The sequence below is a fragment of the Pseudomonas sp. LTGT-11-2Z genome, assembly GCF_003691445.1.
Classification (GTDB): Bacteria; Pseudomonadota; Gammaproteobacteria; order Pseudomonadales; family Pseudomonadaceae; genus Aquipseudomonas; species Aquipseudomonas monteilii.
On the sequence record NZ_CP033104.1, the window covers coordinates 4,342,299 to 4,368,370 of the forward strand.

Sequence of the window (26,072 nt, forward strand, 5' to 3'; positions counted from 1 at the left end):
GATCGGGCAGGACTATAAGAGCTCAACTTAACTTGAGGTCAACAGGCATGGCAGCGGACAACACGCGGATGCTCACGGTAGGCGAAGTGTCCAGGCGCAGCGGCGTGGCGGTGTCTGCGCTGCACTTCTACGAGTCCAAGGGGCTGATCGCCAGTGTCCGCACCGCCGGCAATCAGCGCCGCTTTCCCGCGCTGGTGCTGCGTACGCTGGCGATCATCAAGGTGGCGCAGCGCACCGGTATTGCGCTGGAGGAAATCAAACAGGCCTTCAGCCGTTATGCACCCAACAGCAAGCTCACGGCGGCGCAATGGGGCGAGATGTCCACGGCCTGGCGCGAAGACCTGAACGCCCGCATCCGCACGCTGGAGGCCCTGCGCGACAGCCTGGACAACTGCATTGGTTGCGGTTGCCTGTCGCTGGAGGATTGCCCGTTGCGCAACCCCGAGGATGTGCTGGCCAAGGAAGGTAGCGGGGCGCGGATTCTCGAAAAGAAGGCCCGCTAGCCGCACGCGTGTCAGTCGCCTTTGCCCAGCACAAAGCGGTCAAAGTGCTCGATGTGCTCGTCCAGGTTGTCTTCGAGCATCATCCGGTACTGCTCGCAGAAGTACTTCAGAATCTCTTCCCGGGCGGCTGCCAGCTCCGCGCCGCTCTTGAAGCTGCGGGCGCTCATCCAGGCACTGAAACGGGTCGCGCCGAAGGTGAGCGAGGCGCTGACCTTGCCCAGGTCTTCGAATTTTTCGATCTGCTGGTTGGCCAGGTCGATGTGTGCATCGGCGCGGTCGTAAAAGGCCTGATCGGTAGCTTGGGTCATTGCGGTTCACCTGGTAACGGAAGCCCAAGCCTTGCATGGCGGCGCGCATACGTGCAAGGCTGAAAAAGGATCACCCGCAACGAAAAAGGAAGCAAAGCACCTCATGCCAGGAATCACACGTATCCATCGCTACTTGCGCCCACTGCCTGCAAACCGGACTGCAGCCAGTGGGCGTGACCTCAAAGGCAAACGCGTCATCCGCCTCGCATCCAAACTCGCAACACTGCTCTGCACGCCCCGCTCTGCCCCGCCTTACCTCTGTGTCACGCCCGAGCGTGCACCTGCCAAACGCCTGCCCCCGACCTGACTGCCAACGCTGCAGCGCACAACGCCGTTCTCGCTTGCTACAGGCGGGATGTCTGACGCACTTACAGGGGCAACACTCAATGCTTTTATTTCAAGGCAAACAGATTCATAGCGCCATCTTCGACATGGATGGCACCCTCTTCGACACCGAGCGCTTGCGCTTCAGAACGCTCAAGCAAGCCTCACTGGAAATCTTCGGCAAGGCGCTGGGCGAGCACACACTGATCGGCTCACTGGGCCTGAGCGCAAAAAAAGCCGAAGCCCTCGCCAAGGCGCACAACGGTGAAGACTTCCCTTATGCTGAAATCCGCAAACGCGCGGATGAACTTGAGCTGGAGTACGTACGCAATCACGGCGTACCGATCAAGGCCGGCCTGCTGGAAGTGCTGGAGCGCCTGCGCAAGTCGGGCCTGACCATGGCGGTAGCCACGTCCAGCCGCCGTGCCATCGCCGAGGAATACCTGATCAACGCCAATGTGCTGAAGTACTTCGATATCACCGTGTGCGGCGATGAAGTCAGCCAGGGTAAACCCCACCCCGAGATTTTCCTGAAAGCCGCCCGCGCGCTCAATTGCGAGCCGGGCCAATGCTTCATGGTCGAGGACTCGGAGAACGGCATGCTCTCGGCAATGCGCGCTCAGGGGCAGGCGATCCTTATCGAAGATATCAAACCGCCAGCCCCCGAGATCAAGGCAGGCGCGCTCAAGGCCTACCGCAGCATGACCGAGTTCCTGGCCGATTTGAGCGAGTGCGTTCCCGACCTGGGCATGCCCGAATTGAACGAAACCTTCCCGGCCTCCATGAACCAGTTCCGCGTGGGCATTCATGGTTTCGGCGCCATCGGGGGTGGCTACCTGACGCAGGTCTTTTCCCATTGGGATGGCTACACCCGGCCTTGTGAGATCATTGCCGCGACCCGCTCGCGCATGCTGCGTGAAAGCGTCAATGCCTTCGGCCGTTACAGTGTGCGCTACGGGGCCACTTCGTTCGACCAGACCATCGACAATGTGCGCATGATCGACATGGACGATGATGATGCACTGGTCCACATGTACACCGCTGCCGAAATTGTCGGCCTCAGCCTGCCCGAGCAGGCCATCCGCAACCAGGCGCAGGTGATTGCCAAAGGCCTATTGAAGCGCTTCGAACGCCGTGGCCGTGAGCTGACGTTGCTGATCGTGCTGAACAAGGTGGGCGGCGCTGCGTTTGTGCGCCGCCATGTGCAAGCGGAGCTGGCATTGCTGTGCCCGCCAGCAATCGGCGAGCAAGTGCTGGAAAAGACCCACTTCGCCGAAACGGTGGTCAGCCGCATCGTCTCCAAGCTCAGCAACGACGCACTGGTACGGCAACTGCGCATCAAGTCGCAGATGTTCCAGAACAGCCTGGAAGACGAGCCGGTAGTCGCCACAAAGGCATCGACGCCAGTGCCTGAATACGAACGACTGATCGGGCGCTTCAGGCCCTTTGCCCAGCCCAGCAGTGCGATGAGCCAGTTGCACCTGATCCTGTTCAACAGCGAACCCGACATGCCGCTGTATGTAGAGCATGGCAGCGACCTGCTCGAACGCCTGCGCCAGGTGAAGACGGTGCCTGACATCACCCAGATCCAGGTCATCAAGAACCGCTTGTGGAATGGCCCGCATGCCATCGTTGCCTGGTACGCCAGCCTGCTGGGCCATGACTCGGTAGGCCAAGGTATGGGCGATGCACAGGTGAGCGAACTGGCCGAGCGCCTGATTCACCAGGAAGTCGGCCCCGCGCTGGTGGCGGAGTACCCACAGATGGCGGAAGTGGTCAGCCGTTTTGCCGATACCTTCCTGGAGCGCTGCAAAACCTCGTTCAAAGACCCTTGTGCCCGGGTGGGGCGCGACCCGTTGCGCAAGCTTCAGCGCAACGAACGCATTTTCAGCAGCATCGAGCTGGCCCACAAGCATGGTATTCAGACCCCCGGGCTTGCGTTGGGTGTGGCGCTGGCCCTGCATCACGCCCTGCATGGCAAAGAAACCAAGGACCTCGAAGCCCAGGCGATCAGGCAGGTGTACCAGGCCAATGACGCCAGTGTAGAAGCCGTGCTTACCCATGAGGGCGACTACAACGGTAAGCGTTTTCCAGGGTTGGACCCGGTCAGGGATGCGCAACTGATCACAGCAATTTCTGGTGCTTTCCGGCAATACATGCCAAAGGAAGTGATAACCGGACTGGACCAACCAAGCGTAGGCACCTGATGCCGTGATGCATCAAGGGCGTTGGCACCGCCACCCTGTGCGAGCGACTTTCTCGAGTAACCCTTGAATGCTGGGCACGACCACTGTGGGAGCGGGCGCGCCCGCGAACACGGGCGAAGCCCGTGCCATCTGCCGCATCGCCTGATTCGCGGGCATGCCCGCTCCCACAGTCACCGCGCCACTTTCAGATCCTGTAAAGAACCCAGGGCATGACACATCGCTTGCATATGACACCTTGTGTCATTAATATCGCGCTGTGTCCTGATGACAGCAACCTGTCCATCAGCAATCCATCGCCCTTTCCCATGCAGGTACCGCCCATGACGACCACCATGCAGGCTCCCAAGGACCAACTGGTCAAACTCGCCCAGCAGCAAATGCTGACCGCGCTGGCCGACAACACCTACACCGCCCGGCAAAAGCTCGCCCTCACCTGCCGCATCCTGTTTGACGGCGGCCACGATTCCGGCCTGGCCGGGCAGATCACCGCCCGCGCGCAGGAGCCCGGCACCTACTACACCCAACAACTGGGCCTGGGCTTCGACGAAATCGCCGCCTCCAACCTGCTGGTGGTGGACGAGGACCTCACCGTGCTGCAAGGCCGCGGCATGGCCAACCCGGCCAACCGCTTCCACAGCTGGCTGTACCGCGCCCGCCCCGACGTCAACTGCATCATCCACACCCACCCGCTGCACAGCGCCGCGCTGTCAATGCTGGAAGTGCCGCTGGCCATCTCGCACATGGACCTGTGCCCACTGTTCGACGACTGCGCCTTCCTCAAGGAATGGCCCGGCGTGCCGGTGGGCAACGAAGAAGGCGAAATCATCGCGACGGCGATTGGCGACAAACGCGCCATCCTGCTTTCCCACCACGGCCTGCTGATTGCCGGTGGCTCGATTGAAGAAGCCTGCGTGCTCGCCCTGCTGTTCGAGCGCGCGGCAAAGATGCAACTGCTGGCCATGGGCGCCGGTGACATACGCCCCATCCCCGAAGCGTTGGGCAAAGAGGCCCACGACTGGATCTCCACCCCCAAACGTCATGGCGCCGCGTTCAGCTACTACGCACGCCGTGCCTTGCGTGCCCATGGCGACTGCCTGGGCTGATCGAAGCTGTACTCTTTACTCAACAACGGCAAAGGTGCCTGGTCATGTCTACACCTGTAATTCGCGGCGTTATCGGCTACACCATCACTCCCTTCACGGCAGACGGCACGCTCGACCTGGATGCGTTGGGCACGTCCATCGACAGCCTGATTGCAGGCGGCGTGCACGCCATCGCACCACTGGGCAGCACCGGCGAAGGGGCCTACCTGTCCGACAGCGAATGGGAAACCGTGGTGCGCTTCAGCCAGGCACGCATCGCCGGGCGTGTGCCCAGCGTGGTCAGCGTCTCTGACCTGACCACTGCCCGCACCGTGCAGCGTGCCCGCCTGGCACAGGCCTGCGGCGCCACGGCAGTGATGGTGCTGCCCATCTCGTACTGGAAGCTCACCGAAGCCGAAGTGGTCGCCCACTACAAGGCGGTCGGCGCCGCCATCGACATCCCGATCATGCTTTACAACAACCCGGGCACCAGTGGCACCGACCTGTCGGTGGAGCTGATCCTGCGCATCCTCGACGAGGTGCCCAATGTGACCATGGTCAAGGAAAGCACCGGTGACATTCAGCGCATGCACCGCCTGTTCACCGCTACCGATGGCCAAGTGGCGTTCTATAACGGTTGCAACCCGCTGACCCTGGAAGCCCTGGTGGCCGGCGCCACCGGCTGGTGTACCGCCGCCCCCAACCTGATCCCGGCACTGAACCTGGCGCTGTGGGACGCCGTGCAGCAAGGCCAGCTGGCCGAAGCCCGCACGCTGTTCTACCGCCAGTACGAGCTGCTGGAGTACATCACCCGCAGAGGCCTGCCCACCACCATCAAGGCCGGTTTGAAACTGCTCGGCCAGGATGTCGGCGCCCCGCGCCTGCCCCTGCAGCAGCTGGATGCGCAAGGCAGCGCTTACCTGAAAAACCTGCTGGTAGCGCTGGCCAGCTGACCCTGAAACCTGCCCGTCAGCCTGTCGCTGGCGGGCAGCGCATTTCTATAGAAGCAGCCTTGCGCTGCTCTACCTGATCTTTACCAGAGGCAACCATGGACGCGCCTGTACAAAGCTCTTCAACCCCATTTCGGCTGGCAGACATCCTTCACCCCGTTGTGGCAGGGATCGTTTCGGTCATCGTCAACTACGGTGGCACCTTCATCCTGGTGTTCCAGGCGGCCAAGGTTGCCGGGCTGAGCCCCGAGCTAACGTCGTCGTGGGTCTGGGCCGTGTCGATAGGCGTCGGCCTCAGCGGCCTGGCGCTGTCCTGGTACAGCCGCGCGCCGGTGATCACGGCCTGGTCCACGCCAGCCGCTGCGTTCCTGGTCACCGCCCTGGCCAACGTGTCCTACAGTGAAGCCATCGGCGCCTACCTGCTGTCGGCCGTCGGCTTCGTGGTGCTGGGGATTACCGGGTGCTTCGAGCGCCTGGTGCGGGTCGTCCCTGGCGGTGTTGCAGCCGGGCTTCTGGCCGGCATCCTGTTGCAGTTCGGTATGGGTGCCTTTGCCAGCCTGTCGGTGGACCCGGCCCTCGCCGGGCTGCTGATTGCGGCCTACGTGGCATTCAAGCATTTTACCGCCCGCTACGCCGTGGTCGGCATTCTGCTACTGGGCCTTGGCTACTTACTGCTGCAAGGGCAAGTGGGCCTGACCACGTTCAAGCTGGAATTCGCCTCTCCGGTATTCACCGCGCCCACCTTCTCCCTCAACGCTGCCCTCAGCGTGGCCCTGCCATTGTTCCTGATCACCCTCACCGGCCAGTACATGCCTGGCATGCTGGTACTGCGCAACGATGGCTTCACGACCAGCGCCAACCCGATCGTCGCGGTCACGGGCCTGGGGTCATTGCTGATGGCGCCGTTCGGTTCGCATGCCTTCAACATCGCCGCCATTACCGCAGCCATCTGCACCGGCAAGGAAGCCCATGAAGACCCAGACAAACGCTGGGTGGCAGGGATCGCCGCCGGTGTCTGCTACATCCTCGTGGGGGTGTTCGGGGTTACCCTGGCGAGTGTGTTCATGGCGCTCCCAGGCACGTTCATCACCACCCTGGCCGGCCTTGCCTTACTGGGCACCATCAGTGCCAGCCTGGCCAGCGCAATGGCCGATGCCCGTGCCCGCGAGGCGGCATTGATCACCTTTCTGGCGGCAGCTGCCAACATCAGCCTGTTCGGCATTGGCGGGGCCTTCTGGGGCCTGGTCATTGGCCTGCTGGCCCATGCTGCCCTGAACGGCCGCCTCCCCGCTTTCAGCGGCAACTCCCGCTGAGCGGGCTTCCCTTCACCTTGCCGTGCGCCAGCGGCGCACGCCGTACAACAGGTATCGACATGCCCCAAGCTGGCCCCAAGTTGCTTACCCAAGTGGCTGCCGTGCACTTCGTCAGCCATGTGCACATCATGCTGATCCCGGCGTTATTGCCCGTGCTTCCCGGCCTGCTGGGGGTGGGCTTCGTCGAGCTCGGCGTTGCCTTGGCAGTATTCAACATCGTCTGCGCCCTGGTGCAGGCCCCGCTGGGTTACGCCGTCGACCACTATGGGGCGCGTAAAGTGCTCAAGGCCGGGCTGTTGCTGGGCAGCCTCAGTTTCCTGCTGCTGGCGGCCAGCCCGGGGTATGCGGTATTGCTGGTGGCGATGGCCATGGCTGGCCTGGCCAATGGTGTGTACCACCCGGCCGACTACGCACTGCTGGCCAACGGCATCGAGCCCGCACGCCTGGGGCGGTCGTTCTCGATTCATACCTTTGCCGGGTTCCTTGGCTCGGCGGTCACGCCGGCCGTGTTCCTCGGTATCGCCGCTGTGTTCGGCACGCGGGCAGCCCTGACGGCGGGCGCGGTAGTCGGGGTAGCGGCATTGCTGCTGATCTCGATACCAGGCAGTGGCGTGTACCGGGTCGCAGGGCCTGGCAACCAAACGGGCGCTGGCCCGGTCGCAGCGACAAGCCGCGTGCGTTTGTTCACACCCATGATCGGCGTGCTGACGGTGTTGTTCATCCTGCTCAACCTGAGCACCAGCGCCATTGAAAAGTTTTCCGTCGCCGCACTCGTACAAGGCCAAGGTCTGACCCTGGCCTGGGCCAACACCGCGCTCACCGCCTTCCTGCTGTGCAGCGCAGCGGGCGTGCTGTGCGGTGGTGCCTTGGCCGACCGTACCCGGCGCCATGGCCTGGTGGCTGCACTGGCTTTCGCGGCGGCGGCCGCGCTGACCGCGCTGGTGGCCCTGGGGCTGCTGCAGGGCTGGGCACTGGTGGTAGTACTGGGTGCCATCGGCCTGCTGACCGGGATCATCGCCCAGTCGCGGGACATGCTGGTCAAGGCGGCTGCACCGAAAGGCGCCGAAGGCAAAACGTTCGGGCTGGTGTCGACCGGGTTCAACATTGGTGGCGCCATCGGGCCGGTGGCGTTCGGCTGGATGCTCGACCAGCGCCTGCCAAACGGGATTTTCGTTGCATCGGTCGTGTTCATGGTGCTGACGGTGCTGCTGACCCTGGCGCAAGAGGCGTACCTGGCCAGGGCCCGCAACGCAGAACGACTGGCGCGCGCCGTGTAGGTGCGGCCTGGGCCTGTCATTTGGGTCGTTCAGGATGCCGGGTTGGCATGTACCACGCGCCCGCCTGCGGCCGGCCGATTGACGAACAACACATCCAGCACGCTGTTGCGCAAGCCCTTCAGCGCATTCCAGTTCGCCGAGGCATGCACATACTTCTCGCACAGCAGCCGCTGTTCAGCCTCGCTCAACCCCGGCTGGTCCGTTTCTCCCAAGGCAAACGCATGCAACTTGCGGCTGATCTCCAGCAAATCCTCCGGCAGCCTGTGCTCAGGCTGCTCGCCCAACGGCGCAAATGGCACGCCAGCCCGCACCGCCAGCGCTCGCATCACGCTCAAGTACACCCGGGACAACTGCCCCGCCACTTCCCGTTCACGGTACAACGCCGCATACACCTGCTTTTGCGCTTCATCTGGCCGGCCACCGGCAAGGGGCGCCTCCCAGCTCACGACCTGCGGCCTGGGCTCGCGGCTGTCGGGATACGCCGACGCCAACAAGGCGCTTACCGTGGCGTGCGCACGGCTTTGCTCGGCACGCATGCCCACCGGTACACGCTGGGACTGCGGCTTGCACAGCAGCACCTGCTCCAGCATGGTTTCCGGGTAACCGCCCCCGATATTCGAATGCACCCCCGGCAACACAATGTCGTGACCACTGCCCACCAGCGGAAAGTTATGCCGCTGCTCATCCCCCGCCACCAGTTGCACCACCTGCCGGGCAATGCCTGCCCTGAGGCCAAGGCGCAGGCCGCCCTGGCGGCTATCGGCGGGATCGAAGTCGCCCTGCAACGGCGCGATGATCGCTGCCACGGTGTCGAACAGGCCGATAAAGTTGATGGAAGTGTCGCACGCTATCGGCAACAACCCACCCGCGCCATCCTGTAGCAGATTGGCCAGATGCCGTGCCGCCGCCGCCCCGCGGCTGAAACCGAACAGGTCGAACTCGACCCGCGCCACGGCTGCCTGCGGATGCGCCCGGCACCAGCCACGCAGTTGTTCGGCCATCCCCTGCAAAGCCTCGGCGACCCTCGCCTCAACCCCCGTGCGCCCACGACCGGTGGCCGCGGCATAGGTATGGTCCGCCTCACCTGCCAGGGTACCCACGCCTTCCACGTAGCGTTTCAGAAACACCAGGGTGCCATCGGCATCAGCCTCACCCGCCGGATACAGGGCATGCAACAGGGCCACATTGCTCAGGGCATTGCCATAGCTGCCGCGCGGTTCATCCACGGCCATGGCATTGTGCAGGTTGTTACCGGTGCCATCGAAAAACACGCCAACACGCAGGGTGGCAGGTGTGGGGATTGGCGTGCTACCGCTGCTCATTTTCATCATCGTGCCTTCTGCTTGCCTGAAAAGCACAAGCAGGCGCCAGCACGCCTTCACCGACCATCAGACAATGGCCAGCCTTACCTGGGACATTTCTGTACCGGCGAGCCCCGTAACGATAAATTTACCCGCCGCCATTGGTCGCCGCCCCCCCGGATAGATTAAAGTATCAGCCCTTGCCAGGGCCGCTACCGTCAGCCGCCTCAGGCCCCACACCAGGAACCGTCGCCGATGGAACACCGTGAAGCGCTGATCGCGCTGCGCACCTTTCTTTCTTCCCAGATCCTAGGCCAGGAGAAACTGGTCGAGCGGCTGTTGATCGTGCTGCTGGCCGACGGCCACATGCTGGTGGAAGGCGCACCGGGCCTGGCCAAAACCAAGGCCATCAAAGAACTTGCCGAAGGCATCGAAGCGCAGTTCCATCGCATCCAGTTCACCCCCGACCTGCTCCCGGCCGACATCACCGGCACCGAAATCTATCGCCCGGAAACCGGCAGCTTCGTATTCCAGCAGGGGCCGATCTTCCACAACCTGGTGCTGGCCGACGAAATCAACCGCGCCCCGGCCAAGGTGCAATCGGCACTGCTCGAAGCCATGGCCGAGCGCCAGGTCAGCGTGGGCCGCAGCACCTACGACCTGTCGCCGCTGTTCCTGGTCATGGCCACGCAGAACCCCATCGAGCAGGAAGGCACCTACCCGCTGCCCGAAGCCCAGCTCGACCGGTTCCTGATGCATGTAAAAATCGGCTTCCCCGACGCGGCGGTGGAGCGGCGCATCCTGGCGCAAGCCCGTGGCGAAGCCCTGGGCGGCGAGACCAAGCCCGAGCGCCGGGTCAGCCAGCAGGCCATCTTCGCCGCGCGCAAGGAAATCCTTGGCCTGTACATGGCCGACGCGGTGGAGGAATACCTGGTGCAACTGGTCATGGCCACCCGCACCCCGGCCAAGTTCGACGCCGAGCTGGCCGACTGGATCGCCTACGGCGCCAGCCCGCGCGGTTCCATCTCGCTGGACCGCTGCGCGCGTGCCCACGCCTGGCTGGCCGGGCGCGACTTCGTCAGCCCTGAAGACATCCAGGCGGTGCTGTTCGACGTGCTGCGCCACCGCATCATCCTCTCGTTCGAGGCCGAGGCGGCGGGGATCGATCAGGACCGCGTGGTCCAGCGCATCCTCGACGTCGTCGCCGTTGCCTGAGCCCATGCCCACCGCGCAGCTGGCCGAGCCCGGCATCCGCATCGGCCTTGCCGAGCTGATCGACATGCGTCACCGCGTGCGCGAAATCCAGCTGTTTTCCAAGCCCGGCCAGCGCAGCCCGCTGGTGGGCCTGCACCATTCCAAGCTGCGCGGGCGCGGGGTGGACTTCGACCAGGTGCGCGTGTACCAGGCCGGCGACGATGTGCGCAATATCGACTGGCGGGTGACCGCGCGCACCCAGGAGCCGCACACCAAGCTGTTCCACGAAGAGCGCGAGCGGCCGATCTTCATCCTCGTCGAGCAAAGCCAGCGGCTGTTTTTCGGCTCGGGGCTGATGTTCAAGTCGGTGTTGGCAGCCCAGGCCGCTGCCCTGTTCGGTTGGGCCGCGCTCGGCCACAACGACCGCATTGGTGGTTTGGTGTTCGGCGACAACGAACACCACGAAATCAAACCTCGGCGCAGCAAGCAAAGCCTGCTGCAACTGCTCAACCGCCTGGCCAAGGTCAACCAGGCACTGCACACCGAAGCCACGCCCGGGGCCGACAGCCTAGGCCTGGCCCTGCGCCGCGCCCGCGAAGTGCTGCGCCCCGGCAGCCTGGCCATCGTGATTTGCGATGAACGCTCGCTTAGCGCCCAGGTGGAACAGCACCTGGCCATGCTTTCTCGCCATTGCGACCTGCTGTTGCTACCGGTGTCCGATCCACTCGACCATGCCCTGCCGGCCGCAGGCCTGCTGCGCTTCGCCCAGCGCAGCGCCCAGCTGGAGCTCGACACCCTCGATGCCAACCTCCGCCAGGCCTACCGCCAGCAGGCCGAAGCCCGCATCGAGCGCTGGGAACTGATGGCACAGAAGCTGCGCGTGGTCCTGATGCCACTGAGCACGCAAAGCGAAATGATCGAGCAACTGCGCGAGTACCTGAACGCTCAGCGGCCACGGAGCGCGTCATGAACCCTCTCGACCAGTTGCACCCGCTGATCGACCCGGCACCCATCGGTTTATGGCCACCGGCACCGGGTTGGTGGCTGTTGCTGGCGCTACTGCCGCTGCTGGGCTGGGGCCTGTGGCGGCTGCGCCGCTGGCGCCCGGGCAAACGCCGCATCGTGCGTGCCGAGCAACCGCTCGACCCGGTGCGCGTGGCCGCCCTGGCCGAGCTGGCCCTCCTGCCACGCCCCTACGATGGCGCACCGGCCGGCGCCTGGCTGCAACAGATCAACGCCCTGCTCAAGCGCCTGTGCCGCAACCACTATCCCGGTGCCAACAGCCACACCCTCAACGGCCGCCAATGGCTGGCGTTTCTCGACAACCGCTGCCCGGCCGCCGGCCTGACCCGCTGGATGGTGCTGGTCGAAGGCGCCTACAAACCCGAGTGCAAGCTCGACGACAAAGCCATCGCCGGGCTCAGCCAGGCCGTGGAAACCTGGATCCGCAAGCATGTTTGAACTGGCCTGGCCGTGGGTCTTCGCCCTGTTACCGCTGCCATGGCTGGCACGCCTGCTGCTGCCTGCAGCCGACAGCGGCGAGCCGGTGCTCAAGGTGGGCTTCCTCAACGAACTGGAAGGCCTGGCCGGGCGCCGCGCGCGGCTCAACCTGCCGACCTGGCGCCAGCAGGCACCGTTCGTGGTCATCTGGCTGTTGCTGCTGTGCGCGGCTGCCCGCCCGCAGTGGCTGGGCGATCCGGTGCCGGTGGCCGCCAGCGGCCGCGACCTGCTGGTGGCGGTTGACGTGTCCGGGTCGATGGACTTCCCCGACATGCAGTGGAAGAACGAAGACATCAGCCGCCTCGACCTGGTCAAGGCGCTGATGGGCGACTTTCTGCAGGACCGCGAAGGTGACCGCGTGGGCCTGATCCTGTTCGGCAGCCAGGCCTACCTGCAGGCGCCGCTCACCTTCGACCGGCGCACCGTGCGCACCTTCCTCGACGAAGCACAAATCGGCATCGCTGGTAAAAACACCGCCATCGGCGACGCCATTGGCCTGGCGGTCAAACGCCTGCGCCAGCGCCCGGCACAAAGCCGGGTGCTGGTGCTGATCACCGACGGCGCCAACAACGGTGGGCAGATCCACCCACTGACCGCAGCCCGCCTGGCGGCCCAGGAAGGCGTGCGCATCTACACCATCGGCATTGGCGCCAATCCCGAAGCCAGTGGCACCCCTGGCCTGCTGGGCCTCAACCCGAGCCTGGACCTGGACGAAGCCGCGCTCAAGGAGATTGCCGACATCACTCACGGCGCCTACTTCCGCGCCCATGACGGCGCCGAACTGGTCGCCATCGGCGACACCCTCGACCAGCTGGAACCGGTGGCCCAGCAACCGACCCAGGCACGCACGGCCCAGGCCCTTTACGCCTGGCCCCTGGCGCTGGCGCTACTGCTTAGCGTGCTGCTGGTGGTGGCCGTGCAATGGCCCGACAACCTGCTGCAACGCCTGCTGCGCAAGCCGCGCTTTCTGCAACCGCACCCGGAATGGCGCCAGCGCCTGAAGCGCCTGCGTTTAAGGAGGCGGCGATGATCGACCTGTGGCCCCAATGGCTACGGCCGCTCTGGCTGCTGGCCGTGCCCCTGCTCGGCTGGCTGTTGTACAAGCTGTGGCACCGGCGCAAACGCGCCGGGCGCTGGCAGATGATTCTGCCGCCGGCGTTCCATGGCGTCTTGCTGGGCGGAGGTAGCGGCAGCACCAGCAAACTGCCATGGGTGGCGCTGGGCCTGGCCTGGGCGCTGGTGATCCTGGCCCTGCTCGGGCCCAGCTGGCAACGCGTCGAAGAAAACCGCCAACGCCCGGCCGACCCGCTGGTGATCCTGCTGGAGCTGACCCCGCAGATGCTTGCCGAAGACAGCCCGCCCAACCGCCTGGAGCAGGCTCGGCGCAAAATCCTCGACCTGCTCGAACACCGGCGCGACAGCCAGACGGCGCTGGTGGTGTATGCCGGTTCGGCACACACGCTGGTGCCGCTGTCCGATGACCTGGCCACCACCCGCAACCTGCTGGAGGCCATCGACCCGTCGATCATGCCGCAAGCGGGCCAACGCGCCGACCTGGCCGTGCAAAAGGGCCTGGCGCTGCTCGCCCAGAGTGGTTTGGGCCAAGGCCGTCTGCTGCTGATCGGCTCGTCGCTCAGTGCGCCGGAGCGCCAGGGCATCAGCCAGGCCCTCGGCCGCCAAGGCCCCAGCCTGTTGATGCTGGGCATCGGCAGCCGCGAAGGTGCCCCGGTGCGCCAAGCCAACGGCGAATTCCTGAAAGACAACCAAGGTGGCATCCTCTTGCCACGTCTGGAAAGCGCCAGTCTCAAGGGTTTCATCAGCGGTACCGGCGGGCGCTACCGGCATGCCCGCATCGACGACCTCGACCTGCGCGGCCTGGGCCTGTTCGACAACCCGCGTACCGCGCGCAATGACGGCCAGACCCTGCAACTGGACAGCTGGGCAGACCAAGGCTACTGGCTGCTGATCCCGCTGTTGCTGCTGGCCGCCTGCGCCGGCCGGCGGGGCTGGCTGTTCTGCCTGCCGCTGCTGCTGGCCTTGCCGCAGCCCAGCCAGGCCTTCGAGTTCAACGACCTGTGGCTGCGCCCCGACCAGCAAGGCCAGCGCCTGCTGGAACAAAACCGCCCGGCCAGCGCCGCGCGTCACTTCCAGGACCCACAGTGGCGCGGCATGGCGCTGTACCAGGCCGGCGACTATGCCGGTGCCGCCGAAGCGTTTTCCCAGGGCGACACGGCAGCTGCCCACTACAATCGAGGCAATGCCCTGGCCCGCAGCGGTGAACTGGAGGCCGCCCTGGACGCCTACGAGCAAGCCCTGGAGCGCCAGCCCGACCTGCAAGCGGCGCTGGACAACCAGGCGCTGGTGCAACAACTGTTGCAACAGCGCGAGGCCAAAGCCGAGGAACAACCGGCCAGCAGCGACGCCCAAGGCACACCTGGCAGCGAAACCGAGGGCAACAGCAGCTCGGCCAGCAGCCCGGCCCAGGGCACGCCCGGCAACAACGAACAAGCCAGCGCCGAACAACCCGGCGAAGGCAGCAACAACAGCCAGGCCACGCCCGGTAACCAGGCGGGCAGTGACGACAGCGTGATCCAGCCGCCCCAGCGCCCGGTATCGACAAATCTCGATGCCGAGCAACGCCAGGCCCTGGAACAATGGCTGCGGGAGATCCCCGACAACCCGGCGGAGCTGCTGCGGCGCAAATTCTGGTATGAACAGCAATTGCATCAGGAAACCCCACGATGAGTCGCTTCGGCGTCTTGCTTCTCACCCTGCTGTGGGCCGTGCTGGCCCAGGCCGAACCGCTGCTGCAAGCCAGCGTCGACCGTACCCGCCTGGAAGCTGGCGAAAGCCTGGAACTGACCCTGGAAAGCCAGGACGTGACCCAGTTCGGCAAACCCGACCTGCGCGCCCTGGAAGGTGACTTCGAGGTACGCGGCACGCGCCAGCTGAACAGCCTGCACACCCTCGATGGCGAAACCCGCGCCAGCACCCGCTGGATCATTACCCTGCTGCCACGGCGCAGCGGCAGCCTGCGCATTCCTGAGCTGCAACTGGGCCAGTCGCACAGCCAGGCCATCGAGCTGCAAGTGCTGCAGGCTGATGCCAGCCGGCCCGACAGCGCCTCTCAGGTATTCATCGAGGCAACCCTCGACAGCACCGACGTCTATGTCCAGGCCCAGGCCATGCTGACCCTACGCATCTACCACTCGGTAGCGCTGTACGACGACAGCAGCCTGAGCCCGTTGCAACTGGATAACGCCAAGGTCGAGCCGCTAGGCGAATCGCGCACCTATGAAAAGGAAATCAACGGCGTACGCCACGGCGTGATCGAAACCCGCTATGCCGTGTATGCCCAGCAAAGCGGCACCCTCGACATCCCGCCGTTGACCTTCACCGCCACGGCCGCTGCCAGCAGCGACGAAAGCGCGCAGGCCAATGCCACGGCCCGCGCCGGCCACCAGGTGCAGGTGAGTTCACTGCCGCTGCGCCTGACCGTGCGCCCCATTCCGGCCGCCTGGCCCGCCGGCGTACCTTGGTTGCCGGCGCGCAGCCTGACGCTGGAAGAGCACTGGAACCCCGACCCCGGCAACCAGCAGGTACAGATTGGCGACTCGCTGACCCGCAACATCACCTTGCGTGCCGAAGGTTTGTCCAGCACCCAGCTGCCGCCACTGCCGGCCACCGAAATCACCGGTTTGCGCCGCTACCCCGACCAGCCGCTGCTACGCAACGAAATCAGCGACCGTGGCATGACCGCCAACCGCGAAGAGCGCGAAGCCTTGGTGCCCACCCACGCCGGCACGCTGGCCCTGCCGGCGCTGGAAGTGGCCTGGTGGAACACCCGCGAAGACCACCTGGAGCACACCAGCCTGCCAGCGCGCACCCTGAACGTGCAGGACAACCCGGCATTGAGCGCCGACACCCCGGTAGGTGACAACAGCAGCGCCAGCACCCTGCTGTGGCCCTGGCAGCTGGCCACCTTGGTGTTCGCCCTCACCACCGTGCTGGGCTTCGCCCTGTGGTGGCGCGCCCGCTCACAACCGGCGGTGCTGCGCGCCGCGCAGAACGGGCCAAGCCCACGCACACTGCTGGACGACCTCAAGCGCGCCTGCCAGGCCAACGACCCCCAGGCCACGCGTCAGGCGCTGGACGCCTGGGCCCGGCAGCAGCCGGAGACATTGGCCGAAATGGCGGCGCGCTTCGTGCCGTTGTCGGATGCGCTGGACGGGTTGAACGGGGCGCTGTACAGCGAGAGTGGCCAGTATTGGCAGGGTGAGGAATTGTGGCGGGCAATCGGCACCATCCCTCCGGCCGAGCAAGTGTTGTTGCCGGCCGGGGAGAATGGCGGGTTGCCGCCGCTTTATCCCAAGTAATGGGCTGCCTGAGCCGGCCTCTTCGCGGGTAAGCCCGTTCCCACAGCAGCCCCGCGCTTGGGTTACCATACCGCCCTTTCCCCGCTTGCCCGACTCGACACCAACAGGTCATCCATGCGTCTGTTTCATACCTCCGACTGGCACCTGGGCCAAAGCCTGCACGGCCAGGAACGCGACTTCGAACACGCCTGCTTCCTCGACTGGTTGCTCGGCCAACTTCGCCTGCGCCAGCCCGATGCGCTGCTGATCGCCGGCGATATCTTCGACACGGTCAACCCGCCAGTCAAAGCCCAGGAACGCCTCTACGACTTCATCGTCCAGGCCCACGAGCAACAGCCCAAGCTGGATATCGTGATGATCGCCGGCAACCACGACTCGGGCTCGCGCATCGAGTTGCCCGCCGCGTTGATGCGCCGCCTGCGTACCCATGCGCTGGGCCGTGTGCATTGGCTGGACGAAGGCCAGCTGGATGCCGAGCGCCTGTTGATTCCACTGACCAATGGCCGTGGCAAGGTCGCCGCCTGGTGCCTGGCCCTGCCCTTCCTGCGCCCGGCCGAAGTGACTGGCCCGCACCTGGGTGACGACTACCTGCAAGGCATTACTCAGGTACACCAGCAACTGATCGCCGCCGCGCAAAAAAAGCGCAAGAAAGACCAGGCGCTGATTGCCATCAGCCATGCGCACATGGCCGGTGGCGCGGTGTCGGAGGACTCCGAGCGCAGCCTGATCATCGGCAACGCCGAGGCGCTGCCGGCCAAGCTGTTCGACAAGGCCATCAGCTACGTTGCCTTGGGCCACCTGCACAAGCCGCAGAAGGTCAACCGCGAAGAACGTATCCGCTACAGCGGCTCGCCGATCCCGCTGTCGTTCGCTGAAATCAACTACCCGCACCAGGTGCTGGAAGTGGAGCTGGACGGCAGCGGCCTGGTCAGCGTCGAGCCGCGCCCGGTACCGCGCGCCGTGGCCCTGCAACGGGTTGGCCCGGCACCGTTGGGCGAACTGCTGCAGCAACTCGCTGACTTGCCGGTAGTCGACCTGCTCGAAGACCCCAACCGTCAGCCCTGGCTGGAGGTGCGGGTGGTACTGGACGAGCCGCAACCCGACTTGCGCCAGCAGATCGAAACCGCCCTGGAAGGCAAAGCCGTGCGGCTGATCCGCATCAGCGCCGAATACGCCGGCCGCACCAACGCCGAAGACGATGACCTGGCCTTTGTCGAACTGGCCCAAATGACCCCGCAAGACCTGTTCAGCCGAGCCTGGGAACAGGCCTACGGCAACCCCGCCGACGAACAGGCCCTGGCCGACTTTGCCCTGCTGTTGCAGGACGTGCAGCAGGAAGAAGAGCAGCCATGAAGATTCTCGCCATCCGCCTGAAAAACCTGGCATCGCTAGCCGGCCCGATAGACATCGATTTCACCGCAGAACCCTTGGCCAGTGCCGGCCTGTTCGCCATCACCGGGCCGACCGGGGCCGGCAAAAGCACCCTGCTCGATGCCCTGTGCCTGGCGCTGTTCGGCACCGTGCCACGGCTCAATGACATCGGCCGCGAGGCCAAGGTGCCGGACGCTGAGGGCGAAATTCCCACGTCTGACCCGCGCAACCTGCTGCGCCGTGGCACCGGCAGTGGCTTTGCCGAGGTCGATTTCGTCGGCATCGATGGCCGCCGCTACCGCGCCCGCTGGGAAGCCAACCGCGCCCGCGACAAAGCCAACGGCAAACTTCAGCTTAGCCGCCAGAGTTTCTATGACCTGGACAGCGAGCAAGTGCTGGCAAGCGCCAAGAACGAGTACAAGCAACTGATCGAAGCCCGCCTCGGCCTGAACTTCGAGCAGTTCACCCGCGCCGTGATGCTGGCCCAGAGCGAGTTTGGCGCCTTCCTCAAGGCTGACGACAGAGAGCGCAGCGAACTGCTGGAAAAGCTCACCAACACCGCCATCTACACCCGCTTGGGCCAACGCGCCTTTAGCAAGGCCCGTGAAGCCGGTGAAGCCCACAACGCCCTGAAGGACCGCGCCAGCCACCTGCTGCCAATGGCCGCCGAAGCACGCGCCGAGCTAGACCAGCGCTTGGCGCAAGCCCAGCAGCAGTTCAAGGCCGACCAGGCCGACGAGCGCCAACTGGAACAGCAACGCAACTGGCTGAATGAACAACGCCAGCTGCAGGCCCAGTACGCCGAAGCCGGCACCGCGCTGCAGGCCGCCGAGCAGGACTGGCAGCAACTGGCCGAACCTCGCCTGGACCTCGTTCGCCTGGAGCGTTTGGCGCCGCAGCGTCACCAGTTCCATCGCCAGCAAACGCTGACCGCTCAACTGGCGCCAGTCGCAGCGACGATCGCTGAACAGCAACAGCAACAAACTGAGTTGCAACTGCGTACCCGTGAACTTGAACAGGCACTGGACAATGCCCGCCAAGCGCTGGCCGACAACCAGGCACGGCACGGTGAAAACGCCCCGCGCCTGCGCCAGGCCTTTGCCGCACAGGACAACCTGGCCCGCCTGGACCAGGAGCTGGCCGCGCAGCGCAGCAGCAGCGAACAGGCCGCACAGCACGTCGCCGACGGCCAGCAACAGTTGCAGCAGTTGGAGCACAACCAGCAACGCAGCGTGCAGCAACTGGCCCAGATCGACACCGCGCTCGCCGACAGCCAGCACTTGGCGGGCCTGGCCGATGCCTGGCATGCCTACCTGCCGCAACTGAAGCAGGTGATGCTGATTGGCGGCCGTCTGGCCAAGGGCCGTGAGGAACTGCCTGGCCTGCAAGCCCTGGCAAGCCAGGCCAATGCGCACTTGCAGGCCGAACGCGACACCTACGACCTGCTGTTCCGCGAAGCCAAGGCCGAACCGCACGCCCTGGCGGAACAGATCGACCTGCTGGGCGGCATGCTGCAGGACAACCGCAAGCAGCAACGCGCCATTGAACAACTGTCGCGCCTGCATGGCCGCGAAATGGAGCTGCGCCAGCAGCTGGATGCCGTGCGCGAGCGGCAACAGCAAGCCATGCAGCAGCGCCAGCAACTGATTACCGAAGGCACCGCCGCCAAGGCCGAGCTGGAAACCGCCGAACAGGCACTTGACCTCACCCGTCAGCTGCTGGAGCGCCAGCGTCTGGCGCGCAATACCAGCGTTGAAGAATTGCGCGGCCAATTGCGCGATGGCGAACCCTGCCCGGTATGCGGCAGCGCCGAGCACCCGTTTCATCAACCCGAAGCGCTGCTGCAAAGCCTGGGACGTCACGACCAGGCTGAGGTAGACGCCGCGCAGAAGCAGGTGGAAACCCTCAACAGCAAACTGGTGGAGCTGCGCACCCAGTTGGGTGTGGTCAACGCCCAGCTCAAAGACTATCAGCAGCAACAACTGCACCTGGGCGAACAACTGCACGCCCAGGTGGCCGAAGTGCAGGCACATAGCCTGTGGCCTGCCCTCGCCCCGCAAGACGACAAGGCCCGCAGCACCTGGCTCGACAGCCAGTTGCGACGCCTGGACGAAGAAATCGGCCGGGACGAGAAGCGTCAGAGCGCCCTGCTCGCCCTGCAAAAAGATGCAGCCCGCCTCAATCAGCAACTGCAGGCCGCCCACGAAGCGCAACAGCAAGCCCAGCGCCACCTGGAGCAACAGCACCAGGCCCTGGCCAACGACGAGCAGCAACTGCAGCAAGGCCTCGACGACCTGGCCGGCGTATTGCCCGAAGAAGCCGTCAAGGCCTTGAACGACGACCCGGCCAATGCCTTCCTTGCCCTGGACCAGCAGATCGCCCAGCGCCTGCAACACCTGGAACAACGCAAGGACGAACTGGAGGAACAGCAAGCCCGTCAGGCCCAACTGGACAAGCTGCGCGACCAGCAACAGGCACGTATACAAGGCCAGCAGCAGTTGCAGCAGAAGCTGGCCGCCCTCGACGAGCAACGCCAGCTGGCCAAGGCCGCCCTCGGCGAACTGCTTGGCGAGCACACCAGTGCCGAAGCCTGGCAGCAGCACATGGACACCACGCTGGAACAGGCCCGCGCCCTCGACGCCGACACCGCCCAACGCCTGCAAGCGCTGCGCACCCAGGGCGTGCAGCTGGCCAGCGAACTCAAAGCCAACATCCAGCAGCAACAGGCACTGGACACCGAGTGCCAGCAGCTACAGGGCCAGATCAGCCAGTGGCGCAGCGAGCACCCGGAGCTGGATGATGAGGGGCTGGATCGCCTGCTGGCCATGGATGACGCGTACGTCCATGAGTTGCGCCAACGCCTGCAAGGCGCGGAAAAGGCCATCGAACAAGGCCGCGTACTGCTGCAGGAACGTGAGCAACGCCTGCAACAGCACGCCGCGCAGATGACCGTGGACACTTCGGCCGAAGCTCTGGAGCAAGCCCTGACCGAGCTGCGCGAACGCCTGGCCAACCACGAACAGCAGTGCGCCGAACTGCGCGCCCAGCAGGCTGACGACCAACGTCGCCAGCAGGCCCATCAGGCACTGGCGGCCGAAATCGAACAGGCTCACCAGCAGTGGCAACGCTGGGCCCGCCTGAACGCGTTGATCGGTTCGGCCTCGGGCGATGTGTTCCGCAAGATCGCCCAAGGCTACAACCTCGACTTGCTGCTGCACCACGCCAACGCCCAACTGCGTCAACTGGCCCGCCGTTACCGCCTCAAGCGTGGCGGCAGCGCCCTCGGCCTGCTGGTGCTGGACACCGAGATGGGCGATGAGCTGCGCTCGGTGCATTCGCTGTCGGGCGGGGAAACCTTCCTGGTGTCGCTGGCCCTGGCCTTGGGCCTGGCATCGATGGCCTCCAGCACCCTGCGCATCGAGTCGTTGTTCATCGACGAAGGCTTCGGCAGCCTGGACCCCGAGTCGCTGCAACTGGCGATGGATGCGCTCGACGGCCTGCAGGCCCAAGGCCGCAAGGTGGCAGTGATCTCCCATGTGCAGGAAATGCACGAGCGCATTCCGGTACAGATCCAGGTGCGGCGCCAAGGCAATGGCCTGAGCGACGTGGAGGTGTGCGGGTGATCCTCTACTCGTTCCGCCGCTGCCCGTGGGCCATGCGTGCGCGCCTGGCCCTGCGCTATGCCGGCTGTGAGGTAGACATCTGCGAGGTGGCGATGAAGAACAAGCCGGCAGAGCTGCTGGCCTTGTCGCCCAAGGGCACGGTGCCGGTGCTGGATACCGGTGCCGGGGTGCTGGAAGAGAGCCTGGACATCATGCGCTGTGCGCTGGCGCAAAACGACCCGCAGGACTGGCGCTTGCAGGCAGACCCTGCGGCGGCGCAGGTGGCTGACGGGCTGATTGCGCGTAACGACAGCACGTTCAAGGCGCAGGTGAACCTGTACAAGTATGCCGAGCGTTACCCGGAGTATTCCCGCGAGCATTACCGCCAGCAGGGCGAGGCCTGGCTGGCGGAGCTCGAAGGCCTGCTTGAAGGCCGGCCTTACCTGCTGGCTGATCACCCGAGCCTTGCCGATGCTGCGTTACTGCCCCTGATGCGCCAGTTTGCCGGGGTCGAACCACTGTGGTTCGCCGAGGCGGCTTATCCGCGGGTGCGGAGCTGGCTGGAGGGGTGGTTGGCTTCGGAACTCTTCAAATCGATAATGGCCAAGTGATCGGATCGAGTCAGGCTTGACTCAGTGATGCTGCTTGCCGCTAAGGGCCGCATGGAAGTTCGCGCTCTGGCGCAGGTACTGCTCGGTGTAGCTGTGGGTGGCAGCAGCCTTGCCGCTGATGTCGGCATGGGCATGGGTCGGCAGTACGACCGAAGCGGAAATGGCGGATGCGGCAATGACCGGGAAGAGATTGAAGTTCATCTGGGCTGACCTCGACGGCGGTGGTTTGACGGTGGCCCGTTTGGGCCTTGGGTCAAACTTACGCCGCCAAGACCGAACGCAAAAATTCATTGCGGCAGTATCGATTATCACGCCGATCGATATCACTCGATGAACTTCAGGTCCGATGGGGCTGCCTGTTTCAGTGTCTGCACAGTCTCCAGCAGCTTGCCGCTGCGCGGATCGCGGCGTATGACCACGATCTGGTTGCTCTTCTGGTTGGCCACCAGCAGGAAGTTGTCACTCGGGTCCAGGGCAAACTCACGCGGGTGATCGCCCTCCACCGAGCGCCGCTGCAGGAAGGCCAGCTGGCCGTCCTGCTTGCCCACGCTGAACGCAACGACCTCGTTGGCCGTGCCACGGTTGCTCACGTATAAGAAGCGCCCGTCTGCCGACAAGTGCAAAGCACCCGCCGCCTTCGCTGCTGCCTCGTGGCGTTCGGTCAGTGGCAGGCGCTGGCGTTCCACCAGGTTGCCATCCTGCACATCGAACACCACCACCTCGGCACTCATTTCCAGGGTGAGATAGGCGTGCAGGCCCTTGGCGTCAAACAGCAGGTGACGCGGCCCACTGCCCGGCGGCAACGCCACCGACGCGGGTATCGCCGGGGTCAGCGGGTGGTCCGCGCTGGCGCCGTCGTAGCGGTAGATGAACACCTTGTCGGCACCCAGGTCGCTGGCGTACAGGTGCCGGCCGTCCGGCGACAGCACCAGCGAATGCACATGGGCACCGGCCTGTCGCTCGGGGTTGACCCCGCTCGGCTTGTGCCAGGCCTGTTGCACCACGGGCTTGAGCTTGCCGTCCTTGGCCACCGGGATCACCACCAGGCTGCCCCCGGGGTCGGGGTTGACCGCGTAATTGGCCACGAACAGGAAGCGCTGGTCGCGGCTGAGGCTGGCGTGGGTTGGCTCGTCGCCCTGGCTGGCCACTTGGTTAAGTGGTTTGATTTCGCCTTTGGTGCTAATGCTGAAACTGCTGGCATGCCCCTGCGGGGTTTCATTTACCGCGAACAGCTGGCGCTGGTCAGCCGACAGCACCAGCCACGAAGGGCTGACGCTTTTCACCACTTGCAGGGGTGTGGGGTCGATATGGCCGGCCTTGTCGTCGAACTGATAACGGTAGATGCCCTGGCTGGCGCCATCGGTGTAGCTGCCCACCAGCAAGGTAGCGGCGTGGGCATGGAGTGTCAGGCTCATCAGGCTAGCGGTCAGCAGGCTCGTCCAGATCCGGTTCATCTTGGTCGTCGTCCGGGGCACGAAAGGCACTCATACAGACTAGACGATGCTCGCCATCGGCATCGTTGAGTTGCCATTCATCACCCGTGGCGATGGCGGCGGCGACTTGCTCGGGAGTGAAGGACCAGCGGCGCAGTTGGCGACCATCCATACATTCGACGGTGAGGCCGGACTCATCAGCGGTGAAGTCGAAGGCGTGCAGGCCGTCGATCAGGAGCATGTCGCAGGTTTGCAGGGCGGTGGCGAGGGGGGACATGGGGGTACCAATTTGAAATGAACCGGCATTATAGCTTGGGGCCGCCAAGCGGCCCCCAACTATTCAATGGGCGAAAATCGACCCACCCTCCTTGCCCACCATCTTCTCCGGCTTGATCAGGAACCGCGCCAGCGCCGGCAGCAACCACAACGCACCAAACATGTTCCACAACAACATGAAGGTCAGCATCAGCCCCATGTCGGCCTGGAACTTGATCGCCGAGAAGATCCAGGTGCACACGCCAATGGCCAGGCACAAGCCGGTGAACAACACGGCTTTACCGGTCGAACGCAGGGTCTGGTAATAGGCCTCCTGCAACGGCAGCCCGGCCCGCAAGAAGCTTTCCAGGCGGCTGTAGATGTAGATGCCGTAGTCCACGCCAATGCCCACGCCCAGCGCCACCACCGGCAAGGTCGCCACCTTCACCCCGATGCCCATGTAGGCCATCAGCGCGTTGCCCAGCACCGAGGTCAGCACCAGTGGCAGCACGATGCACAGGGTGGCGGCGAACGAGCGGAAGGTGATCAGGCACATCACCGCCACGCAGATGTACACCAGAATCAGGATGGTCAGCTCGGCCGACTTGATCACTTCGTTGGTCGCCGCCTCGATCCCGGCGTTACCCGCCGCCAGCAGGAACTGCAGGCCTTCCTTGTTGTGGCTGTCGGCAAACGCCTTGGCCACAGCGGTGACCCGCTCCAGGGTCTCGGCCTTGTGATCGTTGAGGAACACCAGCACCGGCGCCAGCGAGCAGTCGCCGTTGTACAGGCCATCGGCACGGGCAATGGAGTTGTTGAGGATGTCCGGGTTACGCGACAGGGTCTCCCATTTCAGGCTGCCCTCGTTCATGCCCTTGATCACCTGCTTGGACACGGTCACCAGGGAAATCGCCGACTGCACGCCCGGGGTGTTCTGCATGGTCCACATCAGCTCGTCGATCGGTGCCATGGTCGAGTGGATTGAGCACTGCTCCGGTGGGGTCTTGACCATGATCACCAGCACGTCGGAGCTGGTGGAGTAGTTGCTGATGATGAAGCTGTTGTCCTGGTTGTAGCGCGAATCGGGGCGCAGCTCTGGCGCGCCCTGGTCGAGGTCGCCGATTTTCAGGTTCTGGCTGTACCACAGGCCACCGGCAAAGGCGACCAGCGCCAGCACCACCGACACCGGCGCCACCTTGGCACTAGCAAAGTTCGACAGCAGGCGCCAGAACGGGTGTTCGCGGGTGGCGTCCTTCTTGCTGCGCTCGATGGCCTTCTTGCTGATGCCAACGTAGGAAATGGCCACCGGCAGCAGGATCAGGTTGGTGAACACGATCACCGCCACGCCGATGGAGGCGCCGATGGCCAGCTCGCGGATCACGCCAATGTCGATGATCAGCAGGGTGATGAAGCCTACGGCGTCGGCGAGGATGGCGATCATCCCCGGCAGGAACAGCTGGCGGAAGGTGCGACGCGCCGCCGTAAGGGCGTTATCCGCGTCACTCGACTGCAAGGCGATGCCATTGATCTTCTGCACCCCGTGGGAAATCCCGATGGCGAAGATCAGGAACGGCACCAGCATCGAGTACGGGTCCAGGCCAAAGCCCACCGCATGCATCAGCCCCAGCTGCCAGACCACTGCCACCAGAGTAGTGATGAGCACGGCGATGGTGCTGCGGATGCACCAGGTGAACCAGTACAACAGCACCCAGGTGATCGCCAGAGCAACACCGAAGAACATTGCCACCATCACCAGGCCGTCGATCAGGTCGCCAACCTTCTTGGCGAAACCGACGATGTGTACCTTCACGTTGGGGTTCTGGGCCTGGAACTTGTCACGGATCTTTTCTTCCAGCAGGTGCGAGAACTGCTGGTAGTCCAGCTTCACCTGCTTGCCCGGGTCTTGCGGGTCGGGGTAGCTCTCCAGCAGCGGCACATCGACGATGCTGGACTTGAAGTTGTTGCCCACCAGCCGCCCTACCTGGCCCGACTTGAGCACGTTGTCGCGCAGGGTGTCGAGGCTGTCCTGCGAACCGTTGTAGGTGTTGGGGATTACCTCGCCACCGGAAAAGCCCTCTTCGGTGACCTCACTCCAGCGCACGCTGGGGCTCCACAGCGATTTGAGCCCGGCACGGTCGACACCCGGGATGTAGAACACCTCGTCATGGATCTGGCGCAGGGTCTCCATGTAGTCCTTGTCGAAGATGTCGCCGTTCACTGCCTCGACCGAGATGCGCACGGTGTTGCCGAGGTTGGCCAGGTCGTTGCGGTGTTCCATCATCTGCTCGATGAACGGGTGTTGCAGCGGGATCATCTTCTCGAAGCTGGTGGAGGGGCGAATCTGCGTGGCCTGCCAGAACAGGAAAATGCTCACCAGCACACACAGGGCAATGACCACGGGGCGGTTGTTGAAGATCAGGCGTTCGAGCAGCGTGGCCTTGTCCTGGTGGTGCGGGTGCATGGTA

21 protein-coding genes are annotated in these 26,072 nt (G+C 64.6%); 15 read left to right on the top strand and 6 right to left on the bottom strand.

Features of this window, described 5'->3' with window-relative positions:
- Window positions 1–47: 47 nt before the first annotated feature.
- Entirely contained in the window at window positions 48–503 is a 456-nt protein-coding gene (gene soxR, locus D8767_RS20370; RefSeq protein WP_016714832.1) for a redox-sensitive transcriptional activator SoxR, read from the top strand.
- Window positions 504–514: 11 nt separating this feature from the next.
- Here the strand turns inward: soxR and D8767_RS20375 are convergent, their stop codons facing one another.
- Window positions 515–811, bottom strand: coding sequence for a DUF3144 domain-containing protein (locus D8767_RS20375; protein WP_016714831.1), 297 nt, complete (start codon window positions 809–811; stop codon window positions 515–517).
- A gap of 386 nt (window positions 812–1,197) precedes the next feature.
- Between D8767_RS20375 and mtlD the strand changes: the two genes are divergently transcribed.
- The 5 genes from mtlD (at window position 1,198) to D8767_RS20400 (ending at window position 7,964) form a co-directional block, all read left to right on the top strand.
- On the top strand, window positions 1,198–3,342 hold the full coding sequence (gene mtlD, locus D8767_RS20380) for a bifunctional mannitol-1-phosphate dehydrogenase/phosphatase (protein ID WP_016714830.1): 2,145 nt from the start codon (window positions 1,198–1,200) through the stop codon (window positions 3,340–3,342).
- Between the two features lie 320 nt (window positions 3,343–3,662).
- Window positions 3,663–4,445 (top strand): aldolase, encoded by a 783-nt coding sequence (locus tag D8767_RS20385; protein ID WP_016714829.1) that lies wholly within the window; start codon window positions 3,663–3,665, stop codon window positions 4,443–4,445.
- Window positions 4,446–4,489: 44 nt separating this feature from the next.
- On the top strand, window positions 4,490–5,377 hold the full coding sequence (locus D8767_RS20390; RefSeq protein ID WP_016714828.1) for a dihydrodipicolinate synthase family protein: 888 nt from the start codon (window positions 4,490–4,492) through the stop codon (window positions 5,375–5,377).
- A gap of 95 nt (window positions 5,378–5,472) precedes the next feature.
- Window positions 5,473–6,687 (top strand): benzoate/H(+) symporter BenE family transporter, encoded by a 1,215-nt coding sequence (locus D8767_RS20395; protein ID WP_122048398.1) that lies wholly within the window; start codon window positions 5,473–5,475, stop codon window positions 6,685–6,687.
- 59 nt (window positions 6,688–6,746) lie between these two features.
- The gene (locus tag D8767_RS20400; RefSeq protein ID WP_122048399.1) at window positions 6,747–7,964 is read left to right on the top strand and encodes an MFS transporter; all 1,218 of its coding nucleotides are present in this window, start codon (window positions 6,747–6,749) and stop codon (window positions 7,962–7,964) included.
- Window positions 7,965–7,993: 29 nt separating this feature from the next.
- Here D8767_RS20400 and D8767_RS20405 read toward each other — a convergent pair whose 3' ends face one another.
- Complete coding sequence (locus tag D8767_RS20405) at window positions 7,994–9,295, bottom strand: DUF2235 domain-containing protein (RefSeq protein ID WP_016714825.1); 1,302 nt, start codon at window positions 9,293–9,295, stop codon at window positions 7,994–7,996.
- A 225-nt stretch (window positions 9,296–9,520) separates the two neighbouring features.
- Here D8767_RS20405 and D8767_RS20410 point away from each other — a divergent pair, with 225 nt between their 5' ends.
- From D8767_RS20410 to D8767_RS20450, 9 genes are all read left to right on the top strand, one after another.
- On the top strand, window positions 9,521–10,480 hold the full coding sequence (locus D8767_RS20410; protein ID WP_016714824.1) for a MoxR family ATPase: 960 nt from the start codon (window positions 9,521–9,523) through the stop codon (window positions 10,478–10,480).
- A 4-nt stretch (window positions 10,481–10,484) separates the two neighbouring features.
- Window positions 10,485–11,429: a DUF58 domain-containing protein gene (locus D8767_RS20415; RefSeq protein WP_016714823.1), complete on the top strand. Its 945-nt coding sequence runs from the start codon at window positions 10,485–10,487 to the stop codon at window positions 11,427–11,429.
- Complete coding sequence (locus D8767_RS20420) at window positions 11,426–11,920, top strand: DUF4381 domain-containing protein (protein ID WP_016714822.1); 495 nt, start codon at window positions 11,426–11,428, stop codon at window positions 11,918–11,920. Before D8767_RS20415 ends, D8767_RS20420 begins: the two co-directional genes overlap by 4 nt.
- Complete coding sequence (locus tag D8767_RS20425) at window positions 11,913–12,989, top strand: VWA domain-containing protein (RefSeq protein ID WP_016714821.1); 1,077 nt, start codon at window positions 11,913–11,915, stop codon at window positions 12,987–12,989. The genes D8767_RS20420 and D8767_RS20425 overlap by 8 nt, the downstream gene beginning before the upstream one ends.
- Window positions 12,986–14,704: a tetratricopeptide repeat protein gene (locus D8767_RS20430; RefSeq protein ID WP_016714820.1), complete on the top strand. Its 1,719-nt coding sequence runs from the start codon at window positions 12,986–12,988 to the stop codon at window positions 14,702–14,704. The genes D8767_RS20425 and D8767_RS20430 overlap by 4 nt, the downstream gene beginning before the upstream one ends.
- Window positions 14,701–16,335 carry a BatD family protein gene (locus D8767_RS20435; protein WP_016714819.1) on the top strand — a complete coding sequence of 545 codons (1,635 nt, stop codon included), beginning with the start codon at window positions 14,701–14,703 and terminating at the stop codon, window positions 16,333–16,335. The genes D8767_RS20430 and D8767_RS20435 overlap by 4 nt, the downstream gene beginning before the upstream one ends.
- 114 nt (window positions 16,336–16,449) lie before the next feature.
- On the top strand, window positions 16,450–17,688 hold the full coding sequence (locus D8767_RS20440; protein WP_016714818.1) for an exonuclease SbcCD subunit D C-terminal domain-containing protein: 1,239 nt from the start codon (window positions 16,450–16,452) through the stop codon (window positions 17,686–17,688).
- Window positions 17,685–21,329: an AAA family ATPase gene (locus tag D8767_RS20445; protein WP_016714817.1), complete on the top strand. Its 3,645-nt coding sequence runs from the start codon at window positions 17,685–17,687 to the stop codon at window positions 21,327–21,329. Before D8767_RS20440 ends, D8767_RS20445 begins: the two co-directional genes overlap by 4 nt.
- The gene (locus tag D8767_RS20450) at window positions 21,326–21,919 is read left to right on the top strand and encodes a glutathione S-transferase (protein ID WP_121757565.1); all 594 of its coding nucleotides are present in this window, start codon (window positions 21,326–21,328) and stop codon (window positions 21,917–21,919) included. Before D8767_RS20445 ends, D8767_RS20450 begins: the two co-directional genes overlap by 4 nt.
- Before the next feature lie 21 nt (window positions 21,920–21,940).
- Here the strand turns inward: D8767_RS20450 and D8767_RS20455 are convergent, their stop codons facing one another.
- From D8767_RS20455 to D8767_RS20470, 4 genes are all read right to left on the bottom strand, one after another.
- Window positions 21,941–22,120: a hypothetical protein gene (locus D8767_RS20455; protein WP_016714815.1), complete on the bottom strand. Its 180-nt coding sequence runs from the start codon at window positions 22,118–22,120 to the stop codon at window positions 21,941–21,943.
- A 122-nt stretch (window positions 22,121–22,242) separates the two neighbouring features.
- Complete coding sequence (locus tag D8767_RS20460) at window positions 22,243–23,373, bottom strand: lactonase family protein (protein ID WP_028699285.1); 1,131 nt, start codon at window positions 23,371–23,373, stop codon at window positions 22,243–22,245.
- A complete protein-coding gene (locus tag D8767_RS20465) occupies window positions 23,339–23,629 on the bottom strand; it encodes a DUF5629 family protein (protein WP_016714876.1) in 291 nt (96 codons plus the stop codon). Before D8767_RS20465 ends, D8767_RS20460 begins: the two co-directional genes overlap by 35 nt.
- Before the next feature lie 63 nt (window positions 23,630–23,692).
- A complete protein-coding gene (locus D8767_RS20470; protein WP_033724164.1) occupies window positions 23,693–26,068 on the bottom strand; it encodes an RND family transporter in 2,376 nt (791 codons plus the stop codon).
- Window positions 26,069–26,072 lie beyond the last annotated feature (4 nt).